Source organism: Ignavibacteria bacterium (assembly GCA_017302895.1).
Taxonomy (GTDB): Bacteria; Bacteroidota; Ignavibacteria; order Ignavibacteriales; family Ignavibacteriaceae; genus UTCHB3.
This window is the reverse complement of record JAFLBV010000002.1, coordinates 1,104,553-1,122,606: the sequence shown is the minus strand read 5'-3', so window position 1 is coordinate 1,122,606 and position 18,054 is coordinate 1,104,553. Positions and strand designations below refer to the sequence as shown.

Genomic DNA, 18,054 nt, shown 5'->3' with positions numbered 1-18,054 from the left:
ATAATTCTACCCCCGAAGCGGGGTTGAATGTTCAGCCCTTATGGCGATATATGGGTAGAACCGCAGGTAGCCCCTCCAAAAAAGCCCTTGCGGCGACATATGGGTAGAACCGCAGGTACCCCCTTCAAAAAAGCCCTTGTGGCGACATATGGGTAGAATTACCCCCGTAGCGGGGTTTGATATTCGTAGATGATCACCGAACTACAAATAATTCTACCCCCGTAGCGGGGTTGAATGTTCAGCCCCTGCTGCGATATATGGGTAGGAAGAAAACAATACCAAAACAAGATTATTAGGTTAATTGTTATAATATTTTTATTTTAGTAAAATAAATAGGGAACAATATTATGAAATATGCATCAATTATTTTTTTGGTTTTTAATCTTATATTAAATGGTCAATGGAGTCATGTTAATTTGACTCCGATGAGTGGAACGATAAAGAGTTTTTATCTGATAGATTCTTTAAATGTTATCGCTACTCACAGGGTGGGGAGTTTAAAGAAAATTATCAGGAGCACTGATGGGGGGACAACTTGGAGGTACACTCATGATCTACCCCCAAATCTTAGTGATGAGTTGAATTTTGTTGATGCCTTGAATTACTTCAGTGTGCTCGGAAGTTCCGGTAACTTAATTGCTAAAACATCGGATGGAGGCAACAACTGGTCTAACATCATTCTTCCCGCATCAGTAGAAGTAGTTAGAGTCCAATTTTTTACCACAGCCATCGGTTATGTACATGTAAACCAGGGATCGATTTCAAGCCCGATTTGGAGAATACTAAAAACCACCAACGGAGGAACTGACTGGACTACTCTGGATACTACGCTCGGTAATTTTCGTGATATAGAATTTAAAGATATAAATAACGGCTGGGTATTCGGCAACAGCGTTTACAGGACCACCGATGGGGGTTCAACTTTTAACATCTTCCCGACACCACGCGGTATCGAGACCATCAGTACAGTAGATACATGGGGCGATAATATCGTTTTCGCCGGTTACCGTTACTTTTTTGTCCCACCAATATATTCGACCCGTATCGTTCAAACAGCCCTTTCAACCGATCGTGGGGCGACATGGAGGTTTAAAGATCATGGTGATTCTGCTGAAGGCGACCCAAAAAAAATCAGGTTTATTGATTCCTCTACAATTGTCGTTCTGAGACCTTGGTTTGGGTCAGAAGTCTCCAAAAGTATTCTTATTACCACTGACAAAGGTTTAACATGGAGTGAAGGAAACTTTCCGGAAAACAGCTACTTTTACACTGACCTTCAGATTCTAAACGGCAGGGTTTATACGGCCGGTAGTGGAGCAACATTTGTTGCGTCAGGACCAGTAATCTCAGAACCATGGGAGGTAAGGATTGCAACTGAGGATACTCCGTTTACTTGTGCTGATTTTAACAGATCGGGTTTAGTGGTTGCAATATCCGCTGCGCCGCAAATCTACATATCAAAAGACAAGGGGAAAAACTGGAGTAAAAAATTCTGCCCGGTTTTTTATCCCAGCTCGGTTTTAATCGCAAACGATACAACGGTTTATATGACAGGTTCTGAATACCTGTTTAAGACTGATAATCTTTTTTTATCTTTTGATACAGTAACTCAGGCACCTCCTTATCCGAACAATCTCCGAATCAAGAATAATGGGGAAATTTGGCTTACAAACAGTGGGAATATTTTTTCCAGTAGTGACCATGGGATGAGTTGGATAAATCGTTATTCGTCAACGGAATATTTTATTTTTTCCGATTTGGAGGTTTTCGATGATGGGACCGTATATGCTTCAATAAATGGTTCTGTTTTTAAGACAACTAACAATGGTGGCTCGTGGATGAGGCTAGTGATTCCGCTACAGTCCGCATATTCTTTAGATTTTTATGATAGTAAAAACGGTTTTATTGGTAATCAGGATAATGCATTTTACAGAACCAGAGATGGAGGCATCACTTTTGAAAAATTGACAATTCCGGGTATGACTTCACCGAAAATGATTCATTGTCACGATTCATTATCATTCATGCTTTTAGCGAATCAACTGTACAGCACATACGATGGAGGGTGGAGTTGGAAGGTAAATGAATTTAATACTCAACCCGACTATGGTTGGTTCGGATGGATGTATATGTTCAATCAACTTGATGGGATCTTTCTGGGAAGAAGCAAAGAAAATGTATTTATAACCTCCAACCGCGGCAACACCCCCGTCGAACTCTCTGCGTTCACGGCAACACAATCCGGAAACAAAGTGGTTCTTCAATGGACTACCGAGACTGAAACCAACAACATGGGCTTCGAGATTGAAAGAAAATACAAGTATGGCGATTGGAAGAAAATTGCTTTCTCAAAGGGCTCAGGGACTTCCACCAGGAGAATATATTACGGTTACGACGATCTTGAAGCAAAAGCCCCTGCGATACTATACTACCGCCTGAAACAGATCGATTATGACGGCAGATTCTCCTACTCTGACGAAGTTGAAGTAATCCTCGGTGAGGTACCCGAAAACTACGCTATCAACCAGAACTACCCGAATCCGTTCAACCCAAATACGAAAGTTTCATTCTCACTCCCCGAGGAGAATGAGGTTGTTATCAGGGTATATAACGCGATGGGAGAACTGGTAAAAGAGTTCAACCGCGGCATCCTCCCTCACGGCAATTTCGATCAGAATATCGAGATGGGGGACTCACCATCAGGCATCTATTTCTGTCAGGTATTCTGTACAAACACTGTCTCCGGCAGAACGAAATCGCTGACAACGAAGATGGTTTTGATGAAATAGAGGAGATGAGAACATGAGATATTTGAGTACACAATCCAATAATATGAACCTTAAACAGGGGGCGATATGAAAAATTTAACTTTTTTTATTCTACTACTTGTTCTTGTTACTTTTAACAATTATTCTCAGACAAATTGGAGATACCAGTATCCACAGTTGCCCAATAACGACTTTTGGGCAGTTGAATTCCTGAATCCTGACACAGGTTGGATCGGAGGTGATCAGGGTATTTTCTTGAATACGACCGATGGTGGTACAAACTGGCAGCCAATATATACCGATTCAAGAGTGTTTATTCGAGGTATCTCCTTTAACAATCCTCTCAACGGTATTGCTGTCGGAGACAACGGTGCTGTTCTTAAGTCAACTGATGGAGGTAGATCATGGGAAAAAGTGGTGTCAGGAGTGACAAAATACTTATTATGTGTTGAACATTCTTCTATTGATACAGTTTGGGCCGGGGGTCAAGATGGAACCCTCTTAAAATCAGTTAACGGCGGAACCACTTGGACTAAAATGTTGAATGGGCCTTCTGAAGAGATTCTTTCAATACAGTTTTTAGATCCTTTTACAGGATTCATAACCGGAGCAGGAGGTATGATATTAAAAACCACTGACGCTGGAAATAATTGGATAACACTGATAAGTGGTACTACAAGTCCATTGTGGGGCATCAAATTTTTCAATGGCCTGCTCGGTTTTGCTGTTGGTGAGGGAGGACATATTCTAAAAACAACCAACGGAGGTGGAAACTGGACAATCCTCCGCTCGGATGGCAGAAGATATTACTCCATTTCTGCACTTGATTCCAACAATATCTGGGTGACAGGTGATAATTATTCTATGAGGACAACAGATAAGGGGGTTTCCTGGATATCAAAGAAAATTTTTCATGCTTCACACTTGATAGCTGTCGAGGCTCGTAATGATTCAGCCGCAGTGTTCGTTGGAGATGATGGTTTAATTGTATACACAAACAATAATGGAACGACATGGTCTAAATTTGATCCCCCTACGATTATGCCATACTTTGACATTAAGTTTTTCTCCGATTCTTTCGGTATGTGTATCGGCCAGAAAGGACTCCTTAAAACTTATGATGCCGGTAAAACCTGGGCAAGATTCGATACCGATTCAACTTCCAGAGGAGTTTGGGCCGGACATTTGTTGGATTCAAATAATGCATGGACCATGGTCCATTCAGGCTATGTAAGAAGAACGACCAATTCCGGTGCGAGCTGGCAATGGGCAACCGCCGACACTTTTGGCTTTGAACTCCGCGATGTAAATTTTATAGATGAACATTGGGGATTCATCGTAGGTGCCCTGGGAGAAGTTTTTCAAACCTATGATGGGGGCTCCACATGGGATTTGAAACCCTCAGTAACACAGAATGATTTAAATTCAATTTATTTCATAAACGATACTTTAGGTTTTATGACAGATAGCTACGGAAATGTTTACAAAACTACTAATACCGGATTTACCTGGCAAAGCAAGAATATTGGACAAGCAGTACTTTTTTCAGTTAAATTTCTAAATGAACAATTTGGATATATCACAGCAAGCTCCGGCTATGTTTTCATTACAACAAATCAGGGAGCAACATGGAAATCAAGTCACACCGGACAACAGAGTTCCTTGTTTGCAGCACATTTCATTTCCCCTGTTTACGGCTGGGTTGCAGGAGCAGATGGCGCTATTTTAAGCACTTCTGATGGAGGTACCACATGGAAGAAGCATAATAGTAATTCCAGCCATGACCTTGAGTCAATTTTTTCGAACGGAAAGCAAGTTTGGGCAACCGGAGACTTTGCCACTATAATTAATCTTGTACTCGATGACTCTATAGTAACCGGTTATCATTCAGAAAAAGACCTTACTCCGGTTGAATTCAAGTTATTTCAGAATTACCCAAACCCGTTTAATCCCTCAACAAAGGTTACATTTTCACTCCCCGAGGAGAACAAAGTTGTGATTAAAGTTTTTAACGCAATGGGGGAACAGGTAAAGGAGATTGATAGAGGGGTTCTCAGTCATGGCTATTTTGAACAGGATATCGATATGGGAACTGAATCCTCAGGTATCTACTTCTGTCAGGTTTTGTGTACAAATACAATTTCCGGCAGAACAAAATCACTTACGGTTAAAATGGCTTTGTTGAAATAAATGAAATAACAACCACAGAGCACGCAGAGCACACAGAGAAGGTTTTGGGTATTCAAATTCGCTCTGCGTTCATCCGTTGAATCTGCCTGAATCTGCGTCCCGATACAATCTCTGTGTGCTCTGAGGTTAAATAAACGAGAATAAAAAAGATGAAAAGAGAAGTATTACTCCGCTTGATAATCAGCACATTTACACTATTGCTGGTTCCCTTTTTGAATATCTATGCTCAAACCACTCCATTTTTTGTGATGAACCTTCAAGACAAGGATAAGTACATTAAAGAATTAAATTCTTGGTCAGGTGGACTTTACACATCTGTTAAATCCATACATGAAGCATCAGTTGATTCAATGGTGATTCATGATGGTATAAAATTCTATAAGGGTTATTTCGTTTCACGAAGCTGGTACTTTGGGATGGATGAAGAAAACAACAAGTTATATTATCTCAAAGATGGTAATAAATATATGATGTTAGATTTTAACATCCCTCCCTATCAAACTTTTTTAGGATATGTGGGTGGATCTTCCCCTGTTGAAATTACTGTCTGGGGCACAGATTCTCTGAGACACTACAGTTTTGGTGAGATTACAATCTCAGGAAGCAGCGAAGAAGCATTTACTGTTGAAAGAGGTCGAGGTTTTACATTTCATCGTAGCGGTTGGCAATCACACACCGGTGGAGATAGTGAGAGTTTTTCCTCATTCGATCAGATTCGTTTCAACCAAAATGGTGATACAATATACAATACAACAAATTGGATTCCGAGAATCTCATTTTCTCCTGAGATTACGACCGCGGAATTTGTAAAAACCTTTTCGGTTAACACCAATCATGACCTGAACTCTCAACTTTCAAATTCTATACCCGGAATAAATTTTAACGATTCACTCTTCATTCGTTATTTCTATACAAACGGAGTAGATTCTACTACAACAGTGGTTGAGAAAGTATCTGCCGATAAGCCTAAAACAAACATCACTGTGAATCTCGATAGCACAAAAATGAAAGCAGGTTACAAGTTTAAATACAGATTTACTTTGCGCGATAAATTTTACAGACCAAAATTAGCCTCCCAGCCATCATCGATTGGCTTTAACACCTTAAGTTTCGACCCAAGCGTTGGATTAATAGAGGATGATCCCCAAATCCCGGTCTCGATAGATCTGAAGTCATTTCCTAATCCGGTATCTCTGAACAACAATTTGGGAAACCAATCTGCGACAATACGATTTAATATGCTGGCTGCCGGTCATGCTAAAGGAACACTTTATGACATCCTTGGCAGACCCGTAGCCGACATTCTTGATGATAACTTTCCTGTCGGCGAAAATTCAATAAAATTTGTTACCGCGGGGCTTACTTCCGGTGTGTATTTTTTTAGATTGATCACAAAATCCGGTACCGAGCATATAAAAATATTAGTGACCAAATAGTTTCCTGATGAAATTGTACATAATGTATCAGGTTAAAAAACTTTTCCTGTGAGTAAAAAATGAAAATTATTTTGAAAAGATTGTTTATCATACTTTTAGTGTTTAATTCGGTTTTATTCTCGCAGTGGACCAAAGTCGATTTTTTACCTTGGTATGGGGCAATTTATGATTTCAATTTGGAAGACTCCTTGAATATTTCTGCGGTGTTTCGGCGGAACTATGATGATAATGGTAAATCAGCAATCATAAGGAGCAGTGACGGGGGGAGATCGTGGATTTATTCTCAGAATATCCCGCTTGCATGGGTTAGTGATGCCAAGGTTATTGATAAAGACAATATCTTTGTGATCAAGTCTGCTACCAATACAGATTCATTGCTAATGACAACCGATGGTGGGGTTTCCTGGAGGAATATCTCATTACCCTCAAGATACAGCATGCTCAAATCGATCCAGTTCCTTAACGCTGATACAGCGATTGCTGTTGGAAATTACGCCGGGAATTCCGGGGGATACGGGCAACTTATGAAGACTACTGACGGATGCATGAGTTGGACAGAGCTTGATTCAAGCGTTGGGATCATATCCGGGGTTAAATTCATCAACCTGGATCACGGCTGGGTTATGGGTAAAGAGTTAAGAGAGACCAGAGACGGAGGGCAAACATTCACTCAAATTCCGAAGCCTGAAGGATTTCAAACCATTACATCATTCGATATTCTGCACGACACTCTCATCGCGATCGGTGGCTACAGATCAGTTTTTGTCCCCCCTAACACAACACGATTATTCATTCAGATGGCATTTTCGACAGACAGAGGTCAGACATGGCGGTACCATGATTATTCTCAGCAGAATTGGGAGGGGAGTCCTGAGAAGATGGTGTTCATTGATGAAAATACGGCTATTGCTGTACCAATTCAGAACAAAGGGGTTATTATGACGACTGACCAAGGTGTCACATGGACTAGAGGGAATCCCCCGGAAATGCATTACTTGTATAATGACATGAAATTATTTGGCAGAAGGCTTTATGCTGCGGGCAGGGGTTCATCATTCCTGGTTTCAGGCAACGATATCACTCAACCTTGGGATCTGCGAATGGATCAATTTTATGAATTTCCTGAATGTGCTGCATTCTCCAAGTCTGGTTTGTGTGTGATCGGTGCTAACCCAGGTCTCCTGTATTTTTCGACCGATAGAGGAAATACTTGGAGTAAGAGATCATCTCCCGTTGATTATCCAGTCGGAATTTCTATCGTAACCGATTCACTAATCTATCTTGTTGATGGTAATACGGTTTATCGTTCTTTGGACAAATGTAATACAATAGATCCAATCGCCCATATCCAATCCGGGCGAATTCGCTTTATTAAGGTTGCGCCGAATGGAGACATCTGGCTCGCGAGCGGCGACAGTATTTTAGTCAGCAGTGATCAGGGGGCGACATGGCAAACCAAATTAAGTGTTCATAATGAATTTTTCGATAAAATTGATGTGTTCGAAGATGGCACATGCTATGCAATAGGGGATAAGGTATTTCGAAGTAGCAATTATGGTAATTCATGGCTACAACTGAATATGCCATTTACATATTTGCGCAGTGTGGAATTTTATGACAGCAAAAATGGATTCATACTGGGTTTCAATGGTGAGTTTTACCGTACTTACGATGGTGGATTGACTCTTCAACCCGTAATAATTCCCGGCATACCGGATCCATTCCATATTTTTTGTTTGGACCCTTTCAAATTCTATTTGATAAAGTATAAGTCATTGTACTCTTCATATAACAGTGGTTTGAGTTGGGAACTCAATCAATTCAGCCCGCAACTCCCGAAGTACCCGTTCGCATGGATGTATATGTTCGATGATTTCGAAGGAGTCGGTATATCATTTTATGATACAGGCATCTGGATAACGAATAACCGCGGAAACACACCTGTCGAATTGTCGGGATTTTCGGCGGTGTCGCTTGGGAATAAAGTTGCACTTCAGTGGACTACCGAGACTGAGACCAACAACATGGGCTTCGAGATTGAAAGAAAATACAAGTATGGCGATTGGAAGAAAATTGCTTTCTCAAAAGGTTCCGGTACCTCCACCCCTAAGATTTTCTACGGATATGATGATTATGAACCAAAAGCTCCTTGCATTCTCTACTACCGCCTGAAACAAATTGACTACAACGGTGAATTTGAATACTCAAACGAAGTGGAAGTGTTATTGGGCGAAGTACCTGAGAATTATTCAATTCAACAGAACTATCCCAATCCTTTCAATCCCTCAACAAAGGTGACTTTTTCACTTCCCGAAGAAAATAGAGTTGTGATTAAAGTTTTTAACGCAATGGGGGAACAGGTAAAAGAGATTGATAGAGGGGTTCTCAGTCATGGCTATTTTGAACAGGATTTTGAGATGGTTAACCAATCTTCGGGGATGTATTTCTGTCAGGTGCTTTGCACAAATACAATTTCCGGCAGGACAAAATCGCTTACGGTTAAGATGGTTTTGATGAAATAAACATAATTTTCGAAGGAAAAATAAAAATGAAACGATTGATAATTTTTCTGTTTGCTATAAATTCCCTGCTGCTTTCGCAGTGGGAAAGTGTAGTAATCAACCCCTTGAGTGGGCAGGTATTTAGCTTCCATATGACCGACTCATTGAATTTTACTGCAGCCTATTCGGACGATAGTTGTTATGTAATAAAAACCACTGATGGGGGTAGAAACTGGTTTCGTGCACAACAAATCCCTATACTCAGTTTGACAGAAGCATCTGTTATTGATGAGAACCATATTTTCGCCAGATTGAATTCCCCGAGCCAAATGATTTTTACATCTGATGGTGGGTCAACATGGTCAGAGATCTATCTCCCAACCCAATATCAAAACTTGAAGAAAATCCAATTCCTCAGCAGCACAACCGTTTATGCTTCTGTCGATTATGGTTCTGGTGAAGCTGTGGTTTATTATTTATTAAAATCCACTGACAAGGGAGTGAACTGGAATATTATTGACTCGGCGCAGTATATTGGCGGGTTTTATTTTAAAAACGCTCTTAAAGGATGGGTTTTTGCATCTGGAGAAATCCACCACACAACTGACGGGGGAATTACCTTCACCAACATGTACAATCCGCCAGGAATCTCCTCCCCAAAAACCATTGATGAGATTAGTGATAGTATCCTGGTTGTGGGAAGTGCCCGTTGGATTCAGGTTGACCCTTGGCGAGGTTACTATGCCCCATTGTTAGCAACATCTACAAACAAAGGTTTGACATGGATATTCAAAGACTTAGGTGAGGTTAATTTCGCAGGTATTCCCTTTAATATTAAATTTTTAAATCCCACAACCGCCATATCCCCACTCCAATTTGAAAACGGACTATTATATACTACAGATACCGGAGTTACATGGCGATATGTGTCGCAGATTGGAGTATCTCGCCAATATAAAGATGTCAAAATTTTTGAAAATCGCGTTTATCTCCTCGGAGACGGAATATTTTTTGTCGTTTCCCGACCCAATATCAATGAACCATGGGAAATAAGAACAGACCAGACTTTTTTAAATCACTCTGCTGCTGCATTTCTCGATCCGGGTTATGCGATAATTGCTGATGAAGGTGGCAGGCTTTATGTTTCTACCGATCGGGGGAACCACTGGGCTACAAGAAGAATGCAAAAAGGAAAAGCTACAAAAATTAGTATAGTGAATGATTCCCTTGTCTATCTGGCAAGCGATAAAGTCTTCTCTAAATCTGAAGACCTTTGCTTGACTATGGACTCTATTTCACAATCACCAACAGGCCAGATCTATGATATATATACCCAAGAAGACGGCACCATTTGGATTGCATCTGGAACCACTATCTTATCAAGTAGCAACGGTGGCAGGAATTGGGACACAAAGTTGTCAGTCTCAGGAATTAACTTCGATCAAGTAATCATGTTCGAAGACGGAACAGGCTATGCTTGTAATGTTTCACTTTATAAAACCACAGACAATGGAAACACCTGGAACCAACTCAGTAATCTTGGTTTAACCCTTCGGGAAATTAGTTTCATTAACAGCAATTTTGGCATCTTCTTAACCTCTAACAGTAAAATTTATAAAACGACTGATGGTGGAGCGACGATTTCGGAAATGATCATCCCGGGAATGGGAAACGCATCCTATATCTATATGAAAGATTCACTTAGCATATATGTTAGTGCGAATAAACTATACTCAACTTATGATGGTGGTTTTTCATGGAAAGTAAACGAATTCCTGCCTACATACAGTAGCAAATTTTCATGGATGGGAATGTATGATTTATTTGAAGGAATTGGTGTCACAATAGTTAATTCCGGGGGATCCGGAATATGGAAAACCCGCAATCGCGGCAACACACCGGTTGAACTATCATTATTTTCTGCACTCCCGTTTGGTAATAAAGTGGTACTTCAATGGACAACCGAGACTGAGACCAACAACATGGGTTTCGAGATCGAAAGGCGCTACAAACACGGAGACTGGAAAACCATTGCTTTCTCAAAAGGTTCCGGTACCTCCACCCGTAAGATTTTCTACGGATATGATGATTATGAACCAAAAGCTCCTTGCATTCTCTACTACCGCCTGAAACAAATAGACTACAACGGTGAATTTGAATACTCAAATGAAGTTGAAGTATTGCTGGGCGAAGTACCTGAGAATTATTCAATTCAACAGAACTATCCCAATCCTTTCAATCCCTCAACAAAGGTGACTTTTTCACTTCCCGAAGAAAATAGAGTTGTGATAAAAGTTTTTAACGCTATGGGGGAACAGGTAAAGGAGATTGAAAGAGGGGTTCTAAGTCATGGATATTTTGAACAGGATATCGATATGGGAACTGAATCCTCAGGTATCTACTTCTGTCAGGTTTTGTGTACAAATACAATTTCCGGCAGGACAAAATCACTTACGGTTAAAATGGCTTTGATGAAATAAAGACTAATAAACCACAGAGCACACGGAGATCACAGAGATTTTTTAGGACGCGGATTCACGCAGATTTTGCGGAGTTACGCAGAGAATTTGAGGTGACCGGATTGCTACCCAAACGAGACCCCTGACGGGGCCAAATATTCAATTGTTGACGATTGCTACCCAAACGAGACCCCTGACGGGGCCAAATATTCAATTGTTGACGATTGCTACCCAAACGAGACCCCTGACGGGGCCAAATATTCAATTCGTTGACGAATGCTACTCAAACGAGACCCCTGACGGGGCCAAATATTCAATTCGTTGACGAATGCTACCCAAACGAGACCCCTGACGGGGCCAAATTTTCAATTCGTTGCCGATTGCTACCCAAACGAGACCCCTGACGGGGCCAAATATTCAATTCGTTGACGATTGCAGCACACAGAGAGCACAGAGTAATTTTATTCCTTTCTCTGTGAACTCAGTGTGCTCTGTGGTTTATTTGCATACTTGTGTGCTCTGTGGTTTATTCCCCTCCCGGTATACTCTGCGGTGTTTTTGGAATTTAGTAATCAACGAAAACCGGATGGAACATATTTTTAATTTGCCCGTAAAACTGATATGCATAAATTGCACTCAGGAAATAAGAAATTTGGACAAAAAATGAAGAAGCTGATTGTTTTATTCTTTTTATCATTCAACATACTGTTCAGTCAGGAACTGGATGCGACGGTGAATGTTAATGCAGAAAAACTTTCGATTAAGTACAGAGAAATACTCGCCGATTTTGGACCGATGGTACAGACTTACTTAAATACCACAAAATTCAGCGGATCACCCTGGGAATATGACAGAATTAAATGCAGCTTTAATATTTTCTTCAATACCGGGGCTGATGAGTCAAACTACACCGCTCAGGTAGTGGTCACCAGCATGAGAAAAGTTTACAAAAGTGAAAAATTTTCACCGATGCTTCTTGTAAATGATGTTAACTGGGCATTTGTTTATGAAAAAAATCAGACAATTTATTATGATGCGAATCTGTTTAACGGATTGACTTCATTTCTTGATTTTTATGCATATGTGATTATCGGTCTCGAGCAGGATTCATGGGAGAAGGGGTCAGGAACGCCGTATTTCCAAAAGGCATTTGATGTTGTGAATCTTGCAGCGGGAAGAAGAGCCACTGGCTGGGAAGCCGGAGCCGCATACAGCAAAGCTGATTTTATCCAGAACATACTCGATGATAAATACAGGGCATTTCGCGATGCAACCTCGGAGTACCACAGAGGAATCGACATCATTGCAAAAAACAAAGTCAAGGGTCAGGAACTTATCGTAAAGATGATTAAAGTTCTCGAGCAGATGAAATCGAAAATAGATATCAGAAGTGTCTATCTGAAAGTGTTTTTTGATGCAAAAAGTGGTGAAATTATCGAATATTTGAAGGATTATCCTGAAAAATCAATCTTTAAAACGCTGAAAAGTGTCGATCCACCAAGGCTGGCAAAATATGATGAGATTTTAAGAGCCGAATAGAAGATTAAAAAAAAAGAAAAAAAGCCATGGTCAGATGAAAAATGATCATGGCTTTTTTATTTGTGGTAAATACTATTTTGTCAGTACAAGTTTTACAATTGAGGTTTGTATACCGGATTTGGTGTAACCGGAAACCCTGACAAAATAAACTCCTGAATTTAATGTCCGGGCATCGATAAATTCCTTATGCTCACCCTGTGGCAGGTTTTCATATTCTTTCTCCATAACTGTTCTGCCGAGGAGATCGAACATCGAGATTTTTACATTCCCTTCTCCCGAATGCGTGAACGCTACAGTTGTTGAAGGGTTAAAAGGATTTGGATACGCCGCCAGCTTAAACGATTCCGGTGAATTATCATCTTCACCTAACGATGATGGGTTCAGATATTTGTTCAATTCTGTCCAAAGCTCCTGTCTGTCCCTGTCATAACCAAGAGCCCACATTCCGACACCTTTAAGATTATACTGTTTGGCCAGTGAAAATTTCAAGCCGGTGCTTCTTCCGTCATCGAACCAGACCTGGTTGTATTTGTTGTTAACAGGAATCGTATAATAAACGGTCTGTGAGGCAGTGTGCCACTGAAGTCCATAGTATTGCGACTGATCCATGGCTGCATAAAACCGCGGGTGACCAAGATATGAACTTATGGTGGCACCGGGCTGATTGGTATTTGAAACCCACTCACAACCATAATAAGGCACACCAAGAACAAGTTTTTCCGGAGGGCAGGCACCATACTGAACTGTGATTGTGTTGGTGATATTGTAAGCCCCACCCGTCAGAGGAGCTGTGGGTGCGGTGACAGTGCTCCAGGAACCTGAGAAGTCATATCCCATGATGAAAATATAATCGCAGGCTGCTGCAAGTCCCGCAAGGTTCCACCCGCTCCAGTTAACAGCAGGACCGGCGAAAGAAACTTCCTTTCCCGGCAGCTCAGTATGAATATATGCAGTAAGATCGGTCATGAAACCGTTAATGACACTTCCGCGGTCGGCCGTGTAAAGACCTTCAAAATCTATGTTGACACCATCGAGAGAGTATTGAACCAAGGTGGCCTTTACTTTTGAAAAGAAGTTCTGCTTAGCAGCACTGTTGGTGATAATGTGACGAATCTGTGAAGGAGTGAAATTAACTGCAGTCATAATAACTTTTACGCCATTCTGATGTGCAGCATTGATAAGGTTTGTCCAGGGCCAGCCTGAAGGATTGGTTACATTTCCCAGGGAATCTATCTGGAAATCGAATGCCGATATGTGTGTAAGGAGATCATACCGGAGATATGACAGGGCACCGGGGTACTCCCAGTAGGGGAGGAAGCCATATACAACCTTGGAACCTGCAGGGGATTTGTCAAACTGAAGAGGGATAATGTTTTCCGCTTCAGAAACCGGGGTTCGAGTGAAATATTTATTGTAGTGGTCAAGTTCATTCTTATGCACGGAAGACGGTTCTTGTGAGAGAACCGGTACAGCAAGAATTATTAAAAGAAAGAACAGGTGGATTTTCATGGTTATAGTCCGAACAGTTTTTTGAATTCATCATTTTGTTTTTGGAGAAGGCTGATTTTCTCCGATTCCTCTTTTTCAACAGCAGTTCCAAAGAACCGTGTAAAAAATTCTTCCGATTTCAACACATCGCAGGAGCACTTCTTGCCATAGTTATACACTTCATTATCTGAAGAAACGACCACGATATTTCGCGGATTTTTTGATCTGTTTATTTCCTCTTTGATCACCAGGTCAGCGGGTCTGGAGTCGGAGTAGATAATTTTTAACTTGTTAGTATTGATCACACCATTAATAAATCCATCAAAGAAGACCACTGCAGTATTGCTTGAATTCAGAAAAACCGTGTCGAGGCGAAAAGCAAGCTGTTCCCTGACAAAGGTTTTGTCTGTTTTCAATTTATTTTTAAGATCGGGAATCTTACCGATCAAGTTGTTTCCGTCAATAAAGTAAATTTTCATAAATCATCAATCCTCAATTTTCAATGGCAGTCTCACTGTAAAAAGGGTGCCAACTCCCACACTGCTTTCGCACTCGATTTTTCCTTTCAAAAGATTCACCAGCATATGGACTATTGAAAGTCCCATACCAGAGGAAGATTCACCCGCAGTAGGGGAGCTGCTTATTTTTGCGAAGCGTTTGAAAACATTCGGCAGTTCCTCTGCTGGTATTCCCTGACCATGATCATCCACCTCAATTTGAGCGAAACCGTCTGTTACTTTGAGCCGGATATCGACAGCACTTCCTTGAAATGAATATTTTATTGCATTCGAAATGAGATTGTCGATGATCTGCCCCGTAAAATTACGATCCGAGAAAATTACCAGTTGTTCGGGCAATTCTAAATTCAACTTTATATTCTTTCTTTCCAAAGAAGGGTGATTTCGGTCTTTTAACTCCTTAATCAGTTCAACAAGGTCAAAATTTTCGGGGTAAAGATCAAGTTTTCCTTGTTCCACAAGATTCATGCTGAGAATTTTGTTCAGTGTTTCGAGCATTGAAGCACAACTGACTCTTATATTTTCTGCAAAACGGGCTATATCAGATTTCTTGAGTTCTTCCTCCTCATCAGTAATAATTTCAGCGAAGCCCATAATACCCGAAATTGGATTTCTCAAATCGTGAGCTACTATTCCGAGGTATTCATTTTTTTCCCTGTCAAGTTTTTCGAGCTGGCTGTTTATCCTCTGCAGCTGGACATTTTTAAAACTTAACTCCTGATTGGCTTTTTTCAGCTCGGCGGCACTTTCTGAAACCATATCTTCGAGATCATCTCTCTCTTTGAGTATTTCAGCAGTTCTTATTTTGATAAAAAGGACAATTAGAGCAATTAAAATCAGGGCATAAAGGAGATAAGCAAAGAAGTTGGCATACCAGTAGGAATCGACTTCCAGTGAATAAAAAGCTTCCGAAGATACTTGCCCCGAAGAAAGAATTGCTCGCACTCTGATCAGATAATTGCCCGGTTGCATATTGTAAAATTCTCTGAAACTGTTTCTGCCGGGTTGCGTCCAGTTTGTATCGAGTCCCTGGACCCAGGTCTGATACATTATGTTAAATTCATCCTGAAAACCGGGAGCGGCGAATGTAACTGTAATGTTACTTCCGGGTGGAATATCTTTTAAATCACCGTTACGGGTAACACCCGAGAAATAGAGTGAATCACCAATTTGAAAACTGCGAAAAAAGGCATTGATGTCACTTTTGGATTTATTCGCTCCGGCGTCAAACTTTATTAATCCGGTGGTGGCGGAAAGCCAGATCTCACGGTTTGGAGACTGAAAATTGGTACTGATTCCGTATATTGACGCTGTTCTGACTCTCCCGAGTTGTGAGAATTTACATGAAAAATCAGTCTGGCTGATTTCAACATTGTAAATAATACCTTCGAGGTAAAGTACTATATTCTGACTGTTTATTATGCTAACGAGAGGAACCGTATAGAGATTTTTGACCTGTTGCAGCCCGGTATTTTTCAGACTTATGAATGTATCTTTCTGTGAATTCAGATAATATATGCCTTTTGTTGTCACAGCATAAAGATCATCGTTAAGATTCATCAATGTCGGGTTGAAACCTGTTCCCGAAAAATCATCTTCATAATATTCCAATTTTGGAGCATTTAGATATCCTTGTGTAAACCGCATTCTGATTACTGTGTGCGGTTGAATCTGAATCCAAAATTCCCGCGGACCGTGTTGAACGATTTTGTCTACCTGTCCTGAGATACCTTCAATCGTCCGGGACATAACAGCCCTTTCACCTTTTTCATCCATTTGAATCAGTTTTACACCGGAATCTGTACCAAGAAGGATGAGAGACGAGTCATCGGAAACCGAGGTTGCCGAGAAACAGTATGACGAATCGATTAATATTTCTCGCGTATCATCAATCAGAAAGAAACCTGACCCGGTATTCAGGTAGATATTGTTTCGATACTTGAGAAAATCCCAGGAATCACTTATGTTTTTGGAGACCTTCTCGAACGGAGTGCCGAAATGTGTGCCTTCGAGTTTAGAGGTATAGACACCAAAACTTGTACCGGCGAACAACCGGCCTTTGTAAAACACAGTGTTGTAGGCAGCCCCGGGCAGACCTGTTCTGTTGTCAAAAATTGAGACCGGCGAGTTGATGTTAATTCTGGAAATACCGTTTTCGAGCATCATCCAGAGGTTCCCCTCGTTATCCTGAAAAAGGGCATAGACTGTATTGTGTCCGAGTCCCGTTTCCTGTTTGATAACCTGTTTAGGCTGTCCCTTTTTGTCTGTCAGAATCAGTCCTGACTCTAATGAAGCAATGGCAAAATCTCCGTTTGACAGTAAGACAGCATCGTAGAAAGCGGAGCCGTCACCCAGATTCGTAAATCCATCTGAAAGTTTTTCATATCCGGAGTTCTTTAACCTGTAAAATACTCCGGTTTTTGTAATAAAAATAAAACCACCATCATCAGAGGGGAGAGACATGTACAATTCACCCGGAAGAGTGAATTCCTCTCTTTGAAGCGGTATGAATTGTGAACCCGAGAGCGTCCGGGGTTGTTCATCTTTACGAAGGATCACCAGACTGCCATTTATGGTCCTCATCGAGACTATATTTCTTAATGAGTTTATAACCGTAAATGTATTTCCGTCGTAAACAAAGATCCGGTCGTATGTAGAGAAGTATATTTTACCGTTTAACTCTGCGATCAACCAGACATCCGAAAAATTGTTGCTTTGTGCCGGTATTTTAGATTTTAGAGAGTGGTATTCAGCATTTCCTGAGGAATTAAGTTGGAGTTTTCCTATTTCATTGAATCCGGCGACATAAACCGTGCCATCAGAGGAGCGGTGGAGAGCGCGGCAGGTTTCACCCTTTGGCAGGCGGATTATACGCCATGAGACGCCATCATACTCGAGGATGCCTTCAGTATTTGCGAAATACATTATCCCGCGCGAATCCTGTGAAGCTCCCCAGTTTTGAGGTTCGTAACCGTATGTGGCAGGAGCATAATTAAAGATTATTGGCAGACCGGAGATATGGGAAGTCGTGGAAGAACAATAATTGTAATTGTGCAGGAGGAGAAATGAAAGAATGAAAAAATATATTCCCGATCGTGGGATCATTGAATTGCCGGTATATGAAAAATCAAACTGCAATTTAATATATTACCGTA

The 18,054-nt window shown here is 41.0% G+C and carries 9 protein-coding genes; 6 read left to right on the top strand and 3 right to left on the bottom strand.

The window, feature by feature from the left end:
- Window positions 1-425 precede the first annotated feature (425 nt).
- The 6 genes from J0L60_12270 (at window position 426) to J0L60_12245 (ending at window position 12,893) form a co-directional block, all read left to right on the top strand.
- Entirely contained in the window at window positions 426-2,789 is a 2,364-nt protein-coding gene (locus J0L60_12270) for a T9SS type A sorting domain-containing protein (GenBank protein MBN8546897.1), read from the top strand.
- Window positions 2,790-2,855: 66 nt separating this feature from the next.
- The gene (locus J0L60_12265) at window positions 2,856-4,958 is read left to right on the top strand and encodes a T9SS type A sorting domain-containing protein (protein ID MBN8546896.1); all 2,103 of its coding nucleotides are present in this window, start codon (window positions 2,856-2,858) and stop codon (window positions 4,956-4,958) included.
- A 149-nt stretch (window positions 4,959-5,107) separates the two neighbouring features.
- Window positions 5,108-6,394 carry a T9SS type A sorting domain-containing protein gene (locus J0L60_12260; GenBank protein MBN8546895.1) on the top strand — a complete coding sequence of 429 codons (1,287 nt, stop codon included), beginning with the start codon at window positions 5,108-5,110 and terminating at the stop codon, window positions 6,392-6,394.
- A gap of 59 nt (window positions 6,395-6,453) precedes the next feature.
- Window positions 6,454-8,916: a hypothetical protein gene (locus J0L60_12255; GenBank protein MBN8546894.1), complete on the top strand. Its 2,463-nt coding sequence runs from the start codon at window positions 6,454-6,456 to the stop codon at window positions 8,914-8,916.
- A 26-nt stretch (window positions 8,917-8,942) separates the two neighbouring features.
- Window positions 8,943-11,375, top strand: coding sequence for a T9SS type A sorting domain-containing protein (locus J0L60_12250; GenBank protein ID MBN8546893.1), 2,433 nt, complete (start codon window positions 8,943-8,945; stop codon window positions 11,373-11,375).
- Between the two features lie 642 nt (window positions 11,376-12,017).
- Entirely contained in the window at window positions 12,018-12,893 is an 876-nt protein-coding gene (locus J0L60_12245; protein ID MBN8546892.1) for a DUF4835 family protein, read from the top strand.
- A 72-nt stretch (window positions 12,894-12,965) separates the two neighbouring features.
- Here the strand turns inward: J0L60_12245 and J0L60_12240 are convergent, their stop codons facing one another.
- From J0L60_12240 to J0L60_12230, 3 genes are read right to left on the bottom strand one after another with little or no spacing between them, the layout of a single operon-like run.
- A complete protein-coding gene (locus J0L60_12240) occupies window positions 12,966-14,402 on the bottom strand; it encodes a T9SS type A sorting domain-containing protein (GenBank protein MBN8546891.1) in 1,437 nt (478 codons plus the stop codon).
- A gap of 2 nt (window positions 14,403-14,404) precedes the next feature.
- Complete coding sequence (locus tag J0L60_12235; protein ID MBN8546890.1) at window positions 14,405-14,860, bottom strand: NYN domain-containing protein; 456 nt, start codon at window positions 14,858-14,860, stop codon at window positions 14,405-14,407.
- 6 nt (window positions 14,861-14,866) lie between these two features.
- Complete coding sequence (locus J0L60_12230) at window positions 14,867-18,004, bottom strand: hypothetical protein (protein MBN8546889.1); 3,138 nt, start codon at window positions 18,002-18,004, stop codon at window positions 14,867-14,869.
- Window positions 18,005-18,054 lie beyond the last annotated feature (50 nt).

Coding starts and splice junctions, on each gene's coding strand:
- J0L60_12260 (MBN8546895.1), top strand. CDS start 5,108: ATGAAAAGAGAAGTATTACTCCGCTTGATAATCAGCACATTTACACTA.
- J0L60_12240 (MBN8546891.1), bottom strand. CDS start 14,402: ATGAAAATCCACCTGTTCTTTCTTTTAATAATTCTTGCTGTACCGGTT.
- J0L60_12245 (MBN8546892.1), top strand. CDS start 12,018: ATGAAGAAGCTGATTGTTTTATTCTTTTTATCATTCAACATACTGTTC.
- J0L60_12250 (MBN8546893.1), top strand. CDS start 8,943: ATGAAACGATTGATAATTTTTCTGTTTGCTATAAATTCCCTGCTGCTT.
- J0L60_12235 (MBN8546890.1), bottom strand. CDS start 14,860: ATGAAAATTTACTTTATTGACGGAAACAACTTGATCGGTAAGATTCCC.
- J0L60_12265 (MBN8546896.1), top strand. CDS start 2,856: ATGAAAAATTTAACTTTTTTTATTCTACTACTTGTTCTTGTTACTTTT.
- J0L60_12230 (MBN8546889.1), bottom strand. CDS start 18,004: ATGATCCCACGATCGGGAATATATTTTTTCATTCTTTCATTTCTCCTC.
- J0L60_12270 (MBN8546897.1), top strand. CDS start 426: ATGAGTGGAACGATAAAGAGTTTTTATCTGATAGATTCTTTAAATGTT.
- J0L60_12255 (MBN8546894.1), top strand. CDS start 6,454: ATGAAAATTATTTTGAAAAGATTGTTTATCATACTTTTAGTGTTTAAT.